This window comes from Amycolatopsis sp. NPDC051903, assembly GCF_044452505.1.
Taxonomy (GTDB): domain Bacteria; phylum Actinomycetota; class Actinomycetes; order Mycobacteriales; family Pseudonocardiaceae; genus Amycolatopsis.
In genome coordinates this window covers 1-16,442 of the sequence record NZ_JBITBT010000002.1, presented here as the reverse complement: position 1 = coordinate 16,442, position 16,442 = coordinate 1, and the positions used below count along the sequence as shown (strand labels likewise).

At 71.2% G+C, this 16,442-nt stretch carries 15 protein-coding genes; 7 read left to right on the top strand and 8 right to left on the bottom strand.

The window, feature by feature from the left end; genetic code table 11:
* Nucleotides 1–55 precede the first annotated feature (55 nt).
* Nucleotides 56–1,084 carry an LLM class flavin-dependent oxidoreductase gene (locus ACIA77_RS04340; protein WP_395884352.1) on the top strand — a complete coding sequence of 343 codons (1,029 nt, stop codon included), beginning with the start codon at nt 56–58 and terminating at the stop codon, nt 1,082–1,084.
* Between the two features lie 661 nt (nt 1,085–1,745).
* On the opposite strand, the gene ACIA77_RS04335 is transcribed toward ACIA77_RS04340, so the two are convergent.
* The 3 genes from ACIA77_RS04335 to ACIA77_RS04325 are packed head-to-tail and all read right to left on the bottom strand — an operon-like array spanning nt 1,746 to nt 5,944.
* Complete coding sequence (locus ACIA77_RS04335) at nt 1,746–3,404, bottom strand: alpha-glucosidase (RefSeq protein WP_395884351.1); 1,659 nt, start codon at nt 3,402–3,404, stop codon at nt 1,746–1,748.
* Nucleotides 3,405–3,423: 19 nt separating this feature from the next.
* On the bottom strand, nt 3,424–4,614 hold the full coding sequence (locus ACIA77_RS04330) for an enolase C-terminal domain-like protein (RefSeq protein WP_395884350.1): 1,191 nt from the start codon (nt 4,612–4,614) through the stop codon (nt 3,424–3,426).
* Between the two features lies 1 nt (nt 4,615).
* On the bottom strand, nt 4,616–5,944 hold the full coding sequence (locus ACIA77_RS04325) for an MFS transporter (RefSeq protein ID WP_395884349.1): 1,329 nt from the start codon (nt 5,942–5,944) through the stop codon (nt 4,616–4,618).
* Between the two features lie 102 nt (nt 5,945–6,046).
* Here ACIA77_RS04325 and ACIA77_RS04320 point away from each other — a divergent pair, with 102 nt between their 5' ends.
* Nucleotides 6,047–7,111, top strand: coding sequence for a LacI family DNA-binding transcriptional regulator (locus ACIA77_RS04320; RefSeq protein WP_395884348.1), 1,065 nt, complete (start codon nt 6,047–6,049; stop codon nt 7,109–7,111).
* Between the two features lie 35 nt (nt 7,112–7,146).
* Here the strand turns inward: ACIA77_RS04320 and ACIA77_RS04315 are convergent, their stop codons facing one another.
* Genes ACIA77_RS04315 through ACIA77_RS04300 form a run of 4 tightly spaced genes read right to left on the bottom strand, consistent with a single transcriptional unit; the run spans nt 7,147 to nt 11,237 of the window.
* Nucleotides 7,147–8,034, bottom strand: coding sequence for an amidohydrolase family protein (locus tag ACIA77_RS04315; protein WP_395884347.1), 888 nt, complete (start codon nt 8,032–8,034; stop codon nt 7,147–7,149).
* A complete protein-coding gene (locus ACIA77_RS04310) occupies nt 8,031–9,047 on the bottom strand; it encodes an amidohydrolase family protein (RefSeq protein ID WP_395884346.1) in 1,017 nt (338 codons plus the stop codon). The genes ACIA77_RS04315 and ACIA77_RS04310 overlap by 4 nt, the downstream gene beginning before the upstream one ends.
* The gene (locus ACIA77_RS04305; RefSeq protein ID WP_395884345.1) at nt 9,044–9,937 is read right to left on the bottom strand and encodes a DUF1932 domain-containing protein; all 894 of its coding nucleotides are present in this window, start codon (nt 9,935–9,937) and stop codon (nt 9,044–9,046) included. The genes ACIA77_RS04310 and ACIA77_RS04305 overlap by 4 nt, the downstream gene beginning before the upstream one ends.
* 34 nt (nt 9,938–9,971) lie before the next feature.
* Entirely contained in the window at nt 9,972–11,237 is a 1,266-nt protein-coding gene (locus ACIA77_RS04300) for an MFS transporter (RefSeq protein ID WP_395884344.1), read from the bottom strand.
* Between ACIA77_RS04300 and ACIA77_RS04295 the strand changes: the two genes are divergently transcribed.
* From ACIA77_RS04295 to ACIA77_RS04280, 4 genes are read left to right on the top strand one after another with little or no spacing between them, the layout of a single operon-like run.
* Nucleotides 11,236–11,469, top strand: a complete 234-nt coding sequence (locus ACIA77_RS04295) for a hypothetical protein (protein ID WP_395884343.1) — start codon at nt 11,236–11,238, stop codon at nt 11,467–11,469. The genes ACIA77_RS04300 and ACIA77_RS04295 overlap by 2 nt on opposite strands.
* A 27-nt stretch (nt 11,470–11,496) precedes the next feature.
* A complete protein-coding gene (locus ACIA77_RS04290) occupies nt 11,497–12,150 on the top strand; it encodes a GntR family transcriptional regulator (protein ID WP_395884342.1) in 654 nt (217 codons plus the stop codon).
* An 18-nt stretch (nt 12,151–12,168) separates the two neighbouring features.
* Nucleotides 12,169–12,873 (top strand): 4-carboxy-4-hydroxy-2-oxoadipate aldolase/oxaloacetate decarboxylase, encoded by a 705-nt coding sequence (locus ACIA77_RS04285; protein ID WP_395884341.1) that lies wholly within the window; start codon nt 12,169–12,171, stop codon nt 12,871–12,873.
* Between the two features lie 34 nt (nt 12,874–12,907).
* The gene (locus ACIA77_RS04280) at nt 12,908–13,966 is read left to right on the top strand and encodes a 4-oxalomesaconate tautomerase (RefSeq protein ID WP_395884340.1); all 1,059 of its coding nucleotides are present in this window, start codon (nt 12,908–12,910) and stop codon (nt 13,964–13,966) included.
* Between the two features lie 21 nt (nt 13,967–13,987).
* Here ACIA77_RS04280 and ACIA77_RS04275 read toward each other — a convergent pair whose 3' ends face one another.
* Nucleotides 13,988–15,187: an MFS transporter gene (locus tag ACIA77_RS04275; protein WP_395884339.1), complete on the bottom strand. Its 1,200-nt coding sequence runs from the start codon at nt 15,185–15,187 to the stop codon at nt 13,988–13,990.
* 237 nt (nt 15,188–15,424) lie between these two features.
* Here ACIA77_RS04275 and ACIA77_RS04270 point away from each other — a divergent pair, with 237 nt between their 5' ends.
* The gene (locus ACIA77_RS04270; protein ID WP_395884338.1) at nt 15,425–16,348 is read left to right on the top strand and encodes a helix-turn-helix domain-containing protein; all 924 of its coding nucleotides are present in this window, start codon (nt 15,425–15,427) and stop codon (nt 16,346–16,348) included.
* The last annotated feature ends 94 nt before the right edge of the window (nt 16,349–16,442 follow it).

Below are 16,442 nucleotides of genomic sequence, written 5' to 3'. Positions count from 1 at the left end.
TCCGACCCGCGCCGGGGTTGATCAGCCCAGGACCCGGACCCAGGAGGAACCCACCGTGCCGCTCACCTCGGAACCGTTGCGCAAGCTGGGCTTCCTGACCATCGGGCTGTTCGACGAGGCCGACCCCGGCGCCGGCCACGAGTCGACGCTGCGGATCATCGAGCTGGGTGAGCAGCTGGGCTTCGACAGCGCCTGGGTGCGCCACCGCCACCTGCAGTTCGGGATCTCGTCGCCGGTCGCCGTGCTCGCCGCCGCCACGCAGCGCACCAGCCGCATCCACCTCGGCACCGCCGTGATCCCGCTCGGCTGGGAGAACCCGCTGCGCCTGGCCGAAGACCTCGCCACCGTCGACGTCCTCTCCGGCGGCCGTCTGCAGCCCGGCCTCAGCGTCGGCCCACCGCGCCACTACGACCAGCTCGCGCCCGCCCTGTACCCCGACACGGCCGGCGCCGAGGACTTCAGCTACGAACGCGTCGAGCGGCTGCTCCGGTTCATCCGCGGCGAGCAGGCCACCGAATTCAGCGGAACCGAAGGCATCGAGGAGTTCTCCGACCGCGTCCAGCCCCATTCCGCCGGCCTGGCCGATCGCCTCTGGTACGGCGGCGGCAGCCTCCGGTCGGCGCGGTGGGCCGGTGAGCACCGCATGAACTTCCTGACCAGCAACGTCGTCAGCGTCGCGGACCAGGTCGAGCCGGTCGACTTCGCGGCCATCCAGACCTCGCTCATCCACGAATTCCGCGCCCACCACCCCCTCGGCGCGGACGCCCGCGTCTCGCAGGGCCTCGTCGTCATCCCGACCGACAGCGCGACACCCGAGCAGCGCGCCAAGTACGAGGCCTACGCGGCCGCCCGGCTCTCCCGCGTCGGCAAGATCCACACCCCCGCCCGCATGACCTTCGCGGAAGACCTGGTAGGCACCTCGGCGCAGATCGCCGACCGCCTCTACGCGGACAGCTCCTTCCGGGAGGTGTCGGAAGTCGTCTTCGCGCTCCCGTTCACCCTCGAGCACGACGACTACGTCCAGATCCTCACCGACATCGCCACCCGGCTCGGCCCGGAACTCGGCTGGAAGCCGGCAGCCTGATCGACCGGGCGGGAATCCACCCGCCCGGACGCCGCACCGGCAAGAGCGCCGGGTGACCCTGCGCTGTGCTTCACCACGCACCGAGCGGGCCTTGGTGGTGTCGCCCACCCGGCACCTCGCGCGACGGACCACCGAACAGCACGAAACCCATCTCGGCCCTCGGGCCGTGCTCACCACCACTGAATCCCTCCGTGCCGAGCCAGGCGGAGACACGGAAGGACTCTGCCGTGGGCGCGTCTCGCACGCCCTCGGAGCTGGCCCTGCTTCGCCACCGATTCACCGGGGAAACACACCAGGAGGCCCACAAGGCCAGCACAGCCGGCTTCGCTTCGGCTGCCAGCGTCAACGAAGCGACGCTGCCCAGCGCGCACTCCCGACATCAACGCGTGCTGGAGACTTCACCACTGCAGGCGCTGGGCGCCGCGCCCCGGGAAGCAGAAGGCCGGCTGTTCCGGGTCTTCACCGAGGTCCGTCCTCCACCTCCGCCACGATCGTGGACCGTGGCCCGCACAGGTTTGGCAGCGCATCGCTTTTCGTTGCGCTCGCCGAGGTTCGCGACCGAGGGAGCGGACCGGTGACCACGGCAAGCGGCGACTTCACCATTCTCGAGTTCCTCGACCGGATCCTCAGGTGCGGCCGGGCTGGCGCGCAGGCTGCGGAATCAGCGGCGGAAGACCACCGCCTCCCACGGACGCAGGCGGTCGCCCGCCGAGGCCGGGCCCGGGTAGTTGCCCAGCACCAGCGAGGCGTCCGCCCAGCCGGAGACCGCGGCGGCGGGCACGTCCAGCGGCGCACCCGACCAGTTGGCCAGCACCAGCAGCCCGTGGTCGCCGTCGAGGCGGGTGAAGGCGAACAGCGCGGGGTGGTCCGGTTCGAGCAGCGAATACCGGCCGGTCAGGACCAGGGGCTCGGAATGCCGCAGCGCGATCAGCGCGCGGTAGTGGGAGAACACCGACGCGGGATCGTCCACTTGGGACGAGGCGTTGACGGTGGCGTGGTTCGGGTTCACGCGCAGCCACGGCGTGCCGGAGGTGAAGCCGGCGTGCGGTGAAGCGTCCCACTGCATCGGGGTGCGGCCGTTGTCGCGGGAGCGCAGGCGCAGGGCCGCGAGGACGGCCGAAGGGGACTGGCCCCGCACGGACGTGGCTTCGCGGTAGTGGTTGACGGACTGGATGTCGGCGAAGTCCTCGATCGACGTGAACGGCATGTTGGTCATGCCGAGTTCCTCACCCTGGTACACGTACGGCGTGCCGCGGTGCAGGTGCAGCACGGTGGCGAGCGCTTTCGCCGACAGCGTCCGGAATTCGCCGTCGTCGCCCCAGCGGGAAACGATGCGCGGCTGGTCGTGGTTGTTCCAGTAGAGGCTGTTCCAGCCGCGTTCGGCCAGGCCCGTCTGCCAGCGCGCGAGGGTGCGCTTCAGCGCCACCAGGTCGAACGGGCGCACGTCCCACTTGTCGTGGCCCTGGTCGAGTTCGACGTGGTCGAACTGGAACACCATGTCGAGCTCGCGCCGCGCCGGATCGGTCAGCAACTGGGCCTCCTCGACCGACGTGCCGGGCGTCTCCCCCACCGTCAGCAGGCGGTCCTCGCGGCCGGCGAACACCTCGCGGTGCATCTCCTGGAGGAACTCGTGCAGCCGGGGACCGTTGGCGTACAAGGATTCCGCGTCGCCGTACAGGTCGCCGTCCGCCAGGGGCGCGTCGGGCAGGGACACCGGTTTGGCGATGAAGTTGATGACGTCCATGCGGAACCCGTCGACCCCGCGGTCGAGCCACCAGCGCATCATCCGGTGGATCTCGCGGCGCAGCTCGGGGTTCTCCCAGTTCAGGTCCGGTTGCTTGCGCGAGAACAGGTGCAGGTAGTACTCACCCGAGCGCTCGTCCTTCTCCCACGCCGGCCCGGAGAAGCGCGAACCCCAGTTGTTCGGTTGGGAGCGCCACCAGTACCAGTCGTGCTTCGGGCTCGCCGGGTCGCGCGATTCGACGAACCACGGGTGCTCGTCGGACGTGTGGTTCACGACCAGGTCCAGCACCACGCGGATGTCGCGCGCGTGCGCCTGCGCCAGCAGCTCGTCGAAGTCGGCGAGCGTGCCGAACACCGGGTCGACGTCGTAGTAGTCGCTGATGTCGTAACCGTTGTCGTCCTGCGGCGACGGGTACACCGGCGAAAGCCACACGACGTCGACGCCGAGCGCGCTCAGGTGGTCGAGGCGGCCGATGATGCCGCGCAGGTCGCCGATGCCGTCGCCGTTCGAGTCGGCGAAGCTGCGCGGGTAGATCTGGTACACGGTGGCGCGCTGCCACCAGCGAGGTGTGCTCATGCCCTGCTTTCCTCGAGGATCAGGCGAAAACGACGTCGTCGGCCTCGGCGTGGCCGGTGTCCAGCTCCATGCCCAGCCCCGGCGCGTCCGACGGCGTCAGCAGCCCCGCCACGGCGTTGACCGGCGAGGCCAGGAACAGCTGGTGGACCTGGTTCCACTTCACCAGGTCCTCCTGGTACGGCGTGTGCGCGGGCGACTGCGTCAGCGAGAAGTGCAGCGTCGCCGTCGCCGAGTGGCCGTGCGGGATGACCATGAGGTCGTGCGCCGTCCCGTACGCCGCGATCTTCAGCGCCTCGGACAGCCCGCCGCACCAGTACAGATCGGGCTGCAGCACGTCGAGCGCGCCGGTGTCCGCGAACCGCCGGAAACCCCAGCGCGTGTACTCGTGCTCCGCGCCCGCGAGCGGGATCGACAGGCGCTGCCGCAGCAGGCGGTAGCCGTCGATCCGGTCGGGCAGCACGACTTCCTCGAGCCACCGCGGCCAGTACTCGGCGATGCGCGAGGCCAGCTCGGTCACGTAGGTGACGTCCATGGCCTGCCAGCAGTCGAACATCAGGTCGTAGTCCTCGCCGACGGCCTCGCGCAGCGTCCGCACGAGCGCGACGTTGGCGCGCAGGCCTTCGTGGCCGCTCGCCGGGCCGTGGCGGAAGAACCACTTCTGCGCCCGGTACCCGCGGTCGCGGAACTCGACGGCCCGCTCGCGCACGCGGTCCAGGTCCCGCACGGAGAACCCGAGCATCGACGCGTATGCGGGCACCTCGTCGCGCGTCGGGCCGCCCAGCAGGCGGTACACCGGCTGCCCGAGCCACTTGCCGCGCAGGTCCCACAACGCGTTGTCCACAGCGCTGATCGCCAGCATCGGCTGGCCGCCGCGGCCGTGCACCTGCGAGCGGTGCAGCTGGTCCCACAGCTTTTCCCCGGCGATGGGGTCACGCCCGAGCAGCCGCGGGCGCAGTTCGCGGGCCACCAGCCACGCGACCGTCTCGGGCACGGGGCCGGCGCGACCGACGAGTCCCTCGTCGGTCTCGATCTCCACGAAGTAGGTGGTGATGGCGAAACCGCCGGGGTGCTGCACGCCGCCCTCGTGGTCGTCGAGGGTGCGGTACTCGGGGTAGACGTCGAGCGGGCGGACGAGCCGTTCCTCCCACAGGTCCCCTTCGGTGGGCAGCGTTCCCTTCAGCCGGCGCAGCCGGACCTCGGCGATGCGCACGTCAGACCTCCTGCTTCGGGGCCGACCCGGTCGCGGACACGAGCGCGTGGCGCTGCGGGCGCCAGACGAGCAGGATCACCGTGACCGCCAGGATCGCGACCACCGCCATCGCGGCGAGCCACAGCAGACCGCCGTCGAAGCTGCCCGTCTTCGCGTCGATGGCGCCGATCACGGCCGGGTTGACGACGCTCGACAGGTTGCCGAGCGCGTTGATCAGCGCGATGCCACCCGCGGCGGCCGCGCCGGTGAGGATCGCGGTCGGCAGGCCCCAGAACGTCGGCAGCACCCCGAAGACGCCGAACGCCGCCACGCACAGCGCCACGAGCTTCACCACCGGCGCGTCGAACACGGCCGACGCGGCCAGTCCGACCAGCGACACGCCGAGTGCGACATACAGGCTCACCGCGCGCCGGCCGGGGCGGTCGGCCAGCCGGCCGAGCAGGAGCATGCCGATCAGCCCGAACACGTACGGGATCGCGGCGACGAACGTGGTCGTCGTGTTGCCCAGCCCGAACGGCTTGAGGATCTGCGGGAGGAACGTGCTGACCGCGCCGTTGAGGTTCGTCAGCCCGTAGTAGGCCACGGCGAACATCAGCACCTTCGGGCTCAGCAGCGTCTTGAGGACCTTGCGCCGCGTGCTGCCGGATTCGCCGAGCGCTTCGCGTTGCGCGGCTTCGCGAGCGAGGGTTTCCGTGAGCCACGCGCGTTCCTCGGCGGTCAGGAACTTCGCCGTCTCGGGGCTCTTGGGCAGCAGCCACGGAATCAGCACGCCCATGAGCACGGCCGGGATGCCTTCGATGAGGTACACCCACTGCCAGCCGTGCAGGCCGGCCCAGCCTTCCAGGTTGAGGATCAGGCCGGACAAGGGCGTGCCGATGATCAGGGCGACCGGGATCCCGGCGGTGAACGTCGCCATGATCCGGCCGCGGTAGGCGGCGGGGAACCACAGCGTGAGGTAGAAGATCACGCCGGGGAAGAAGCCGGCTTCGGCCGCGCCGAGCAGCGCTCGGGCGACGTAGAGGCTCGGGATGTTCCACACCAGCGCGTGGGCGGCGGAGATGATGCCCCAGGTCACGAGGATCCGGGCGATCCACCAGCGGGCACCGAACCGGGCGAGCGCCAGGTTCGACGGAACCTCCAGCACCACGTACGGCACGAAGAACACGCTCGCGGCGAACCCGAAGGCCGCGGCGCCGATCCCGAGGTCGGCGTTCATCGTGAGCGCGGCGACCCCCAGGTTCGCGCGGTCGATGATCGCCAGGAAGTAGCCGATGATGAGGACGGGCAGCAGTCTCGTCGACAGCTTCCGCACCACCCGTGATTCGAGCATGGATCCTCCGCCCTTGCGGCAACCGGACGCTTCGGCGCGTCCGCCGGAAACGTTACCGGAAACGTTTCCGGCGTGCCAACCGCCTGCCGGGACCGGGATACTGTGAACTGGACGGAAACGATGGGGGTACGCATGGGCCGGGTCGGGATCCGGGAGCTGGCGGCCGAGCTCGGCATGTCGATCAGCACCGTGTCGCGGGCGATGAACTCGCGCGGCGAGGTCAGCGCGGCCACGCGCGAACGCGTCCGGTCCGCGGCCGAGCGCCTCGGGTACCAGCCGAACCAGTCCGGCCGCACCCTGCGGCGCGGCGCGACCGGCACCGTCGCGCTCGTGATGCAGACCAACACCGCCCGCACCGAGATGGGCGAGACGTTCTACTTCACCGTCTGCAACGGCCTGCAGCAGGAGCTGGCCAAGCGGTCCATGGACCTCGTGCTGCTGCCGGTCGGGCCGGCGAAGGACCCGTACCGGTACCTGGTGAACGCCGTCGATCGGCACATCGCCGACGCGTACGTCATCTCCAACACCCACCGCGTGGACCCGCGCGTGGAGCTGCTGACCGAGCGCGGCGTGCCGTTCGTGGCGCTGGGCCGCGGCGGGCCGGAGGGGCACGCGTGGCTGGACCTGGACTTCGAAGGCGTCGCCGGCCAGACCGTGGAGCGGCTCGTGGCGGCCGGGCACACGCGGATCGCGCTGGCCTACGACGACGGCGACGTGAACAGCACGTGGGAGTACACGCGGGGCTACCGGCAGGCGCTCACCGCGCACGGTCTCGAACCGGCCGCCGAGATCCGGCTGCCCGACACACCCGAGGGTGGCGGGCTGCTCGCCGAGCGGCTACTGGCGATGGACCCGGCGCCGACGGCGGTGATGCTGGCGCAGGAGACTCTCGCGCTGGGTCTGTACAAGCGCTTCGCCGAAACAAGCGTGCGACCGGGCGAAGACCTGGCCGTGGTCGGGTTCCGCAAGAACCCGGTGTGCGACTACCTCGTGCCGGCGCTGACGACGTTCGAGGTGTCGCTCGAGGCGTATGGGCGGCGCCTCGGCGAGATCGTGCTCGCGCGGGTCGCCTCGCCCGAGGCGCCCGTGCAGGAGGTCTGGCCGATGACGATCTCGCCCGGCACCAGCGACGCCGCTCCCCCGCGCGCGGCCGCGCGGCTGGGCTGACCGGACCGTCCCCAGCGGACGGTCCGGCCGGCGCCTCAGTCGGCCCAGTACAGCCGCATCGGGTTGGTGATCAGCAGTTTCTGTCGTGCCTCGACGCTCGGGGCGATCCGCGGCACGAAGTCCACGAGCTTGCCGTCGTCGGGCATGTGGCTCTTCATGTTGGGGTGCGGCCAGTCCGTGCCCCACAGGACGCGGTCGGGGAACTCCTCGACCAGCGCCCGGCCGAACGGCACCACGTCGTCGTACGGCGGGCCCGCGACGGTGAGCCGTTCCGGGCCGGTGACCTTGACGTGGAAGTTCGGGTGCTCGCGCAGCAACGTGCGGAACCTGCCGAATTCGGGACCGTCGACGGGTTTCGTCACGTCCGGGCGGCCCATGTGGTCGACGAGGACCGTGGTGGGCAGCGACGTGAAGAAATCCCACTTCTCGGCGAGGTCCGCGGCCTCGAAGTACACCACGATGTGCCAGCCCAGCGGCGTGATCTGGGCGACGAGGTCGTGGTAGTACGCGTCGGGCTTCGGGTCCACGAGCCGGCGGACGAAGTTGAGCCGGATCCCGCGCACGCCGGCCGCGTGCAGCCGGGCGAGCTCCTCGTCGGGCTCGTCACCGCGGATCGTCGCGATGCCGCGGGCGCGCTCGCCCGCCGCGGCCAAGGCGTCGACGAGCGCGCTGTTGTCCGCACCGTGGCAGGTGGCCTGCACGATGACCTGCCGGTCGATGCCCAGGAAATCGCGCAGCGCGAACAGCTGCTCCTTGCTCGCGTCGGTCGGCGTGTACTTGCGTTCGGGCGCGTACGGGAACGTGACACCGGGGCCGAACACGTGCGTGTGCACGTCGACGGTGCCCGGTGGCAGCACGAACTCCGGCTTCGACGGGTCCGGGTCGTAGGAGAGCCAGCCCGCGTCGGCGGTGAAGGCGGTCACCGGCCCCTCGCCTTCAGCGCCTGGTCCAGGCGCGGGTAGACGCGGCGCACGTTGCCCTCGTACACCTTGGTCTTGTCCTCATCGGACAGTCCGAGCGCGTCGACGTAACGGCGGGTGTCGTCGAAGTGGTGCCCGGTGCGCGAATCGATGCCGCGCACGGCACCGACCATCTCCGAGCCGAACAGCACGTTGTCGACGTTGATCACGTCGAACAGCAGGTTGATGCCGGGCTGGTGGTACACGCAGGTGTCGAAGAAGACGTTCGGCAGCACGCCCTCGTCGGGTTCCGGGCGGCCGAGCATGTCGGCGAGCCCGCGGTAGCGGCCCCAGTGGTACGGCACCGCTCCCCCGCCGTGCGGGATCACGAAGCGCAGGTCCGGGAAGTCCTTGAACAGGTCGGACTGCAGGAACTGCATGAACGCGGTGGTGTCGGCGTTGAGGTAGTGCGCGCCGGTGGCGTGGAAGCTCGGGTTGTCCGAAGCGGACACGTGCACCATGGCCGGCACGTCGAGCTCCACCATGGCCTCGTAGAACGGGTACCAGCTCTTGTCCGTCAGCGGCGGCGCGGTCCAGTGCCCGCCGCTGGGGTCGGGGTTGAGGTTGGCGCCCACGAACCCAAGCTCTTCGACGCAGCGGCGCAGCTCCGCGACGGACTTCTCGATCGGCACGCCCGGTGACTGGGGCAGCTGGCAGACGCCGATGAAGTGGTCGGGGTAGAGCCCGGCGACGCGGTGGACGAGGTCGTTGCACACCCGCGCCCACTCCGTGCTGACGGCCTCGTCCCCGATGTGGTGGCCCATCGCCGACGCCCGCGGCGAGAACACCGTGAGGTCGACCCCGCGGTCGGCCATCAGTCCCAGCTGGCCCTGCACCGACTCGCGCAGCTCGTCGTCGGAGATCTCCGGGTAGGCGGGGGCCGCGGTGCCCGCGTCGTAGGCGGCGCGCTGCGCCTCCCGCCAACTCGTGTGTGCCGCGGGCACGGTGGTGTAGTGGCCGTGACAGTCGATGATCACTCGGGGTCGCCTTTCGGGTCTTCGTCGGACATTCGCGTGCGGACGGCGTCGAGCAGCGGCAGCAGCTGCTTCTCGAGCTCGCCGAGGTCGGCCGGCCGGTGCGCCGCGGCCCAGTCCTGCCGGCGCGCGATCGCCTCCGCCATCACGGGCTCCACGCCGGTCTCGGCCACGGTCACCGCGGCCTCCCGCAGCTCCTCGGCCCGGCGGACACCGTGCTCGAGGGAGCGGGAGATCATGTACGCGGCGAGCTGCTCCCAGTCCTCGGCGGGCAGCAGGTTGGACAGCGACGCGAGCACCCGCCCCTCCACCCCCCACTCCCGTGCGGCCAGCAGCGATTCCGCGAGCAGGGCCTCCACGCCCTTGATCACCACGGAACGGCACAGCTTGGTGGCCGCCGCGCGTCCCACGACGTCGGCGTAGACCTCCAGCCCGCTGAACCCGAGCGGGCGCGCGAACTCCGCGAACGCGGCGGCGTGGGGGCCGCCGAGCAGCATCGGGGCGGCGAGCCGCTTGGGGTGGATCGGGGACATCACGGCGGACTCGACGTACCGGCCGCCGGCGGCGTCGATCACCTCGGCCGCCGCCTGCTTCTGGCCCGGTGCGGCGGAGTTGAGGTCGAGGAACCAGCAGCCGGCGGGCAGCCCGCCGGCCACCGACCGCGCGGCCACGAGGTCGTTGGCCGCCGTCACCGCGCTGATCACGAGATCGGCTTCGCGCACGGCGTCGTGAGCGTCCACAGCGGACACGAGGCCGAAGCGCTTCGCGTTGCGGGCGGCGGCACTCGACTCGTCGGCCAGCGCCACGTCCCACGCGGTGAGGGCCACCCCGGTGAGGTCCTCCGCCAGCACGGAGCCGACCTCACCGAGGCCCAGCAGAGCCACGGCGGTCATGCCGTCTCCCCGGAAGTGAGTGCGCCGGCGGTGGTCATGCCGTCACCGCCTTGGCCTCCGGCTGCCCGGCCGTCGTGACCCCGAGGTCCACGTCCTTGGTCTCCGGGCCCAGCAGCGAACCGACGAGCACCAGCGCGCCGCCGAGCACGAGCAGGGCCGCGGCCGTGAAGCCCGACGGCATGATGTGCTCGAGCCAGCCCTGGTAGTAGGCGTAGAACGAGGTCAGGATCAGCGGCATGCTGTAGCCCAGGCCGAAGCCGCTGCCGCGGACGGCTGGCGGGAACCGCTCGCACAGGTACGAGGGCGTGACCGCGAACGTGCTGCCGCCCGAAAGCCGGATCACGAGCGTCAGCAGCAGCACCGCGCCGAAGCCGGACCACCAGCCGAGGCTGATCGTGGCGAACGCGGCGGAGCACACCACGCCGATGCCGACCCCGGACCAGGCGAGGAACTTGCGCCGCCCGATCTTCTCCGACAGCAGGCCCAGGAACGGGAACAGCACGGAGTGGATCGCCTGCACGATCACGAGCGCGGCCGTCACCTGCGTGGCCGACACGTGCGCCTGGAACTGCAGGGCGCTCGGCAGCAGGCCGGAGGCGAGGTTGGACGCGAACCAGATGCCGCTCATGATGATGAACACCTGGATGAACTGCTTGCGCGAGGACCCCACGAGCACGTCGCGGATCGGCGTGCGCGACTTCTTCGCCGACTTCCACGTCTCGGATTCCTCGACGGTGCGCGAGAAGTACACGCAGAACACCGCGCACAGCGCCGCGCCCACGAGGAACGGCACGCGCCAGCCCCACTGCGAGTAGGCGGAGTTCGTGCCGCCCGCCGGCGCGATGCGCAGCATCACGAACGTCACGAGCGAGATCGCGCAGTACGAGATGGGGAAACCCATGCCCACGAGGCCGCCGTACCAGCCGCGCTTGCCGGTGGGCGCCGCCTCCATGGCGAGCGGCGTGGCGCCGGTGTACTCGCCGCCGAGGAAGACGCCGTCGATCAGGCGCAGCACCACCATCAGCACGACGCCGAGCAGGCCCACGGCGTGGTAGCCGGGCAGCAGCGCGATCAGCAGGGTGCAGATCCCGCAGCCGGTGATCGACCACAGCGTGACGCGGCGGCGCCCGACCTTGTCGGCCAGCCGGCCGAAGATCAGCGAGCCGAGCGGCCGGCCGATCAGGGTGGCCACGAAGATCAGCGACGTGATCACGGCCCGGCTGCCCGGCGAAACCGACGGCGGGAGGAAGTAGTTCATCGCCGGCGTGAGCGCGACCACCGGCAGGTACACGTCGAACATGTCGACGAAGAAACCGAAGGAAGCGCCGATGACGGCGTTGCGGGTCGAAGTCTTGGCCCCTCTGGCGGCGGGCGGTGACGTGGCCGGTCCGGACATCGTCGTGATCATCTCCTGTCGTACCGGGCGCATCCTCGCGGCCGGCGTGGTTCGGCCCGGGGAAGGTAACCCGGAGACTCGGATCGTCACAAGAGTCGTCTACGAAATTGTTGACAATCTCGTATGGGATGCTTAGCGTCATCCATCGAGGAGAGGAGCCGGGATGCCCACCACGCCGAAGGAAGGGGAGGCCGGGAAGCAGGCCGCGCTCGATGCGCTGCGGGCCGCCCTGATGGCGGGAGACGTCGTCCCGGGGCAGCGGCTGGTGGAGGCCGAGCTGGCCGACACGTTCGGCGTCACGCGCGCGAGCATGCGGGCCGCCCTGATCGACCTGACCGCAGACGGCCTCGTGGAGCGCATCCCGCACCGCGGGGCCCGGGTGCGGGTGGTGTCGATCGAGGAGGCCGTGGCCATCACCGAGTGCCGCATGGTGCTCGAGGGGCTGTGTGCGGCCAAGGCGGCGGAGAAGGTGACCGACGACCAGATCGACTCGCTGCGGGAGCTGGCGGTGCGCTTGCAGGCGGCCGTCGACGACGGCGAGTCGATGAAGTACTCGGAGCTCAACCGCGAACTGCACCGCACGGTGCGGGAGATCGCCGGCCAGCCGGTGGCGGCGGAGCTGCTGGAGCGGCTGCACGCCCAGATCGTCCGCCACCAGTTCCGGCTCGCCATGCGCGCGGGCCGGCCGCACGTGTCGCTGCCCGAGCACCTGGCGATCGTCGACGCGATCGCCCGCCGCGACCCGGACGCCGCCGAGCAGGCGGCCCGGGCGCACCTGCGCAGCGTGATCACCGCGCTGCACGACACCGAAAACTAAAGCGATGGAGCGAGCCGAATGAACACAGTGGTGGTGACCGACGTCCCGCGGGCGCCCGGCGCGAAGATCGACGAGCTGGCCGGCTTCGGGGTCGCCACGGTGCACGAAGCACTGGGGCGCACGGGCTACCTGGGCACCGAACACCGGCCGCTGCACCGCGGCTCGCGCATCGGCGGCTCGGCCGTGACGGCGCTGTGCTGGCCCGGCGACAACCTGATGATCCACGCCGCGGTGGAGCAGTGCCAGCCGGGCGACATCCTGGTCGTCACCACGGCTTCCCCGTCCACCGACGGCATGTTCGGCGAGCTGCTGGCCACGTCGCTGGTCTCGCGGGGCGTGCGCGGGCTCGTGATCGACGCCGGGGTGCGCGACGTGGCGGAGCTGAAGGAGATGGGTTTCCCGGTGTGGTCGCGCGCGATCAGCGCGCAGGGCACCGTGAAGGCCACCGCGGGCGCGGTGAACGTGCCGGTGACCGTCGGCGGCGAGACCATCCGCCCCGGCGACGTGATCCTGGCCGACGACGACGGTGTGCTGTGCGTGCGCCAGGGCGACGTCGAGCGCGGCATCACCGCGTCGAAGGCCCGCCTGGCCAAGGAGGAGGCGACCCGCGCCGCGCTCGCCGGCGGTGAGCTGGGGCTGGATCGCTACAACCTGCGCGAGAAGCTGGCCGCGCTCGGCGTGCGCTACGTGACCGCCGAGGAGTACGCGAAGGAGCAGGCGTGAGCACCACCGGCGTCGTCCCTTGCGCGGAGGCGGCATGACCGGCGTCCGCTGCCTGCTGATGCGCGGCGGCACGTCCAAGGGCGCGTACTTCCTCGCCGAGGACCTGCCTGCCGATCCCCGGGAGCGCGACGACCTGCTCCTGCGCGTCATGGGCAGCCCGGACCCGCGCCAGATCGACGGGATCGGCGGCGCGCACCCGCTCACCAGCAAGGTGGCGGTGGTGTCGCCGAGCACTTCCCCCGGCGCCGACGTCGACTACCTGTTCCTGCAGCTGGGTGTCGCCGAGGCGACCGTGACCGACAAGCAGAACTGCGGCAACCTGCTCGCGGGCGTCGGGGCGGTCGCGGTCGAACGCGGGCTGGTGCGGGCTTCCGACGGCGAGACGACCGTGCGGATCCGGATGGTCAACTCCGGCAGCACGGCCGTCGCGCACTTCCCCACTCCCGGTGGGATCGTCGAGTACGGCGGGGACACCGCCATCTCCGGCGTCCCCGGCACCGCCGCCCCGGTCGTGCTCGACTTCGCCGACACGGCGGGGTCCACGGGCCACGGGCTGCTGCCGACCGGGCAGCTCGTGGACACTGTGGACGGTGTGCCGGTGACCTGTGTGGACAACGGCATGCCGGTCGTCGTCGCGCGGGCGGCGGACTTCGGGCTCACCGGGTACGAACCGGTCGAGCAGCTCAAGGCCGACACCGCGCTGCGCGAGCGGATCCAGTCGCTGCGGCTTCAGGCCGCCGAGCTGATGGGCCTCGGCGACGTGCGCGACAGTTCCGTGCCGAAGACGACGCTCGTCGCCCCGCCCGTGGACGGCGGCACGATCTGCACGCGCACGTTCATCCCGCTCGAACCGCACACGTCGATCGGTGTCCTCGGCGCGGTCAGCGTCGCCACGGCGCTGCTGATCGACGGGGCGGTCGGGCACGAGCTCGCGAAGCTGCCCGGTTCGGCGCGGATCGACGTCGAGCACCCGACCGGGCACCTGCAGGTCGAGGTCGAGGTGGACCCGGGCGAAACCCCGCCGCGGGTGCTCCGCAGCGGGGTCGTGCGCACGGCCCGGAAACTCTTCGACGGCAGGGTCTTCCCGCGCTGACGCCGGCCCGGGGGGCGCCGCTCAGGCGCCCTTCGGGAAGGCGTGCTTGCGGCCGCCGAGCACCGCGATCGCGGCGGCGACCAGCAGCACCAGCGAGGACCAGGTCAGCGAACCCGTCCCCAGGCCGTCGATCAGCAGGCCGCCCACCAGCCCGCCGAGGGCGATCGAGGCCGAGAAGAACGAGATCACGATCGACTGGGCCACGTCGGACGCCTCGCCGGTGGCGTTGATCGCGCCGCCGATGAACAGGCTCGGCGAACTGCCGAACGCGAGGCCCCACGCCGCCGCGGCGACGTAGACCAGCACCGGCACCCCCGACAGGACGGCCAGCACGAGCACGCTCACCGCGAACAGCAGTGTGCTGGCGACGATCAGCTTGCGCAGGTGCCGGTCGATGTGCGCGCCGACCACGAGCACGCTCAGCACCGACGTGACCCCGAAGGCGAACAGCACCCAGCCGGCCTGTGTCTCCATGCCCGCCGACCGCAGGAAATCAGTCACGTAGGTGTAGAGGATGTTGTGCGCGACCATGTACGTGGTGAGCGCGAACAGGATCGTGCGCAGCCCCGGCATCGCCACGACCTGGCGCAGCGTGAAGCGCTCGTGGCCGGCCTGGCCCGGCAGGCCGGGCAGGAACGCCACCAACCAGAGCATGTTCAGCAGCGCGAGCGCGGCCGAGACCCAGAACGCGGTTTCCCAGCCGCCGAAGGTCCGCAGCCAGGTGCCCACCGGGACACCGATGGCCAGCGAGATCGGGGTGCCCGCCAGCGCGATGGCGATGGCGCGGCCCTGCACGCTCGGCGGCGACAGGCGCGCGGCGTAACCGGCCAGCTGGGTCCAGACCAGCGCGGTGCCGAGGCCGGCGACGAACCGGATGATCATGGTGAGGGTGTAGTCGGTGGACAGCGCCGTCAGCGCGTTGGTCACGGTGACGATGCCCAGCGCGACCTGCAGCACGGTCTTGCGCGACCACTTCGCGGTGAGGCGCGAGAGCGGGATCGCCGCGACGGCGGTCGCGGCGGCGTAGATCGTGACGATCTGGCCGGTGGCGGCGACGCTGGTGTTCAGGGTCCGGGAGATCTCGGGGAGCAGGCCCGCCGGGAGGCACTCGGTGAGGATGCCGATGAACCCGGCGAGGAAGAGCCCGAAGAGGGCCTTGCCCGGAAGGCGGTCCCGTCCGCGCACCGCGGCGGGTGAAGCTGAGGCTGTCGTTTCGGTCATCACTTTTCCAGGAGCTACTGGCGAGGCGTGCTGGGCCCCGGGCGAACGGGTGGACGGGCCGCGGAGCCCCGTCGCTCCCCGGTCGGTATCCCGGGGGTTTCCTCCGGGACGTCCACAGAGTGCGTCGCGCGCGGGAGGTTACCCAGATGCCGGTTTCTCGTACGTCCGGCGTGAGTACCACTGGCAGGGACAGGCTTGCGAACCGCCGCGGGCCGGTTCCGGCGTGATACTGGGGCCATGGCCACCGATCCCCGACCCGGACCCGACGAAGGGCGCCTCGACCCGCGGGCCGAGCTCAGCGAGTTCCTGCGCAGCCGCCGCGCCCGGCTCAAGCCGTCCGACGTCGGGCTGCCCGACTACGGCCGCCGGCGCCGCGTGCCCGGCCTGCGGCGCGAAGAGCTGGCGCAGGTCGCCGGGGTGTCCGTGGCGTACTACACGCGGCTGGAGCAGGGCAACGGCCGCAACGTCTCCCTCGAGGTGCTGACCGCGATCTCGTCGGCGCTGAAGCTGTCGGAAACCGAGCACGCGCACCTGTTGCACCTGGCCAAGCCGAAGCCGCGGCAACGCCGGCCCGCCGCACCCCGGAGGCAGCAGGTCCGCCCGGTGCTGCAGCAGCTGCTGGCGGCGATCGAGACCGTGCCCGCCTACGTGTGGGGCCGGCGCACCGACGTGCTCGCCTGGAACCGCACCGCGGCGGTCCTGTTCGGCGACTGGGCTTCGCGCGCGCCGCAGGACCGCAACTGGGCGCGCGTGGTGTTCCTCGACCCCGCGGCGAAAACCCTGTTCGCCGACTGGCCCGCCAAGGCCGCCGACGTCGTCGGCCAGCTGCGCCTCGACGCCGGCCGGCACCCGGACGACCCCGCGCTCACGGAACTGGTCGGCGAACTGTCCGTGAAGAGCGACGAGTTCCGCACGCTCTGGGCCGCCCACAACGTCAAACGCAAAACCCACGAGACCCTGCGGCTGCGCCACCCGCTCGTGGGCGAGCTGAGCCTCCACTACGAAACGCTCGTGCTGCCGGGCGACCAGGAGCAGGCGCTGTCGATCTACCACGCGGAACCGGCCTCGCCGTCGGAAGAAGCGCTCCGCCTGCTGGCCAGCTGGGGCACGGACGCCCCGGAAGAACCCGGCCGCACCGAACATTCCGGCTTGGCGCACTAAGACCATGTCTCAGTAGGTGAGCTTCTTGTAGCAGGTGAGAGTGGCGGCGAGGGTGAGGAAGGCGCAGAAGTGGTTGGCGTAGCGGTCGTATCGG

Coding starts and splice junctions, on each gene's coding strand:
- ACIA77_RS04275 (WP_395884339.1), bottom strand. CDS start 15,187: ATGACCGAAACGACAGCCTCAGCTTCACCCGCCGCGGTGCGCGGACGG.
- ACIA77_RS04270 (WP_395884338.1), top strand. CDS start 15,425: ATGGCCACCGATCCCCGACCCGGACCCGACGAAGGGCGCCTCGACCCG.
- ACIA77_RS04285 (WP_395884341.1), top strand. CDS start 12,169: ATGAACACAGTGGTGGTGACCGACGTCCCGCGGGCGCCCGGCGCGAAG.
- ACIA77_RS04300 (WP_395884344.1), bottom strand. CDS start 11,237: ATGTTCGACGTGTACCTGCCGGTGGTCGCGCTCACGCCGGCGATGAAC.
- ACIA77_RS04335 (WP_395884351.1), bottom strand. CDS start 3,404: ATGAGCACACCTCGCTGGTGGCAGCGCGCCACCGTGTACCAGATCTAC.
- ACIA77_RS04305 (WP_395884345.1), bottom strand. CDS start 9,937: ATGACCGCCGTGGCTCTGCTGGGCCTCGGTGAGGTCGGCTCCGTGCTG.
- ACIA77_RS04295 (WP_395884343.1), top strand. CDS start 11,236: ATGTCGACGAAGAAACCGAAGGAAGCGCCGATGACGGCGTTGCGGGTC.
- ACIA77_RS04280 (WP_395884340.1), top strand. CDS start 12,908: ATGACCGGCGTCCGCTGCCTGCTGATGCGCGGCGGCACGTCCAAGGGC.
- ACIA77_RS04325 (WP_395884349.1), bottom strand. CDS start 5,944: ATGCTCGAATCACGGGTGGTGCGGAAGCTGTCGACGAGACTGCTGCCC.
- ACIA77_RS04290 (WP_395884342.1), top strand. CDS start 11,497: ATGCCCACCACGCCGAAGGAAGGGGAGGCCGGGAAGCAGGCCGCGCTC.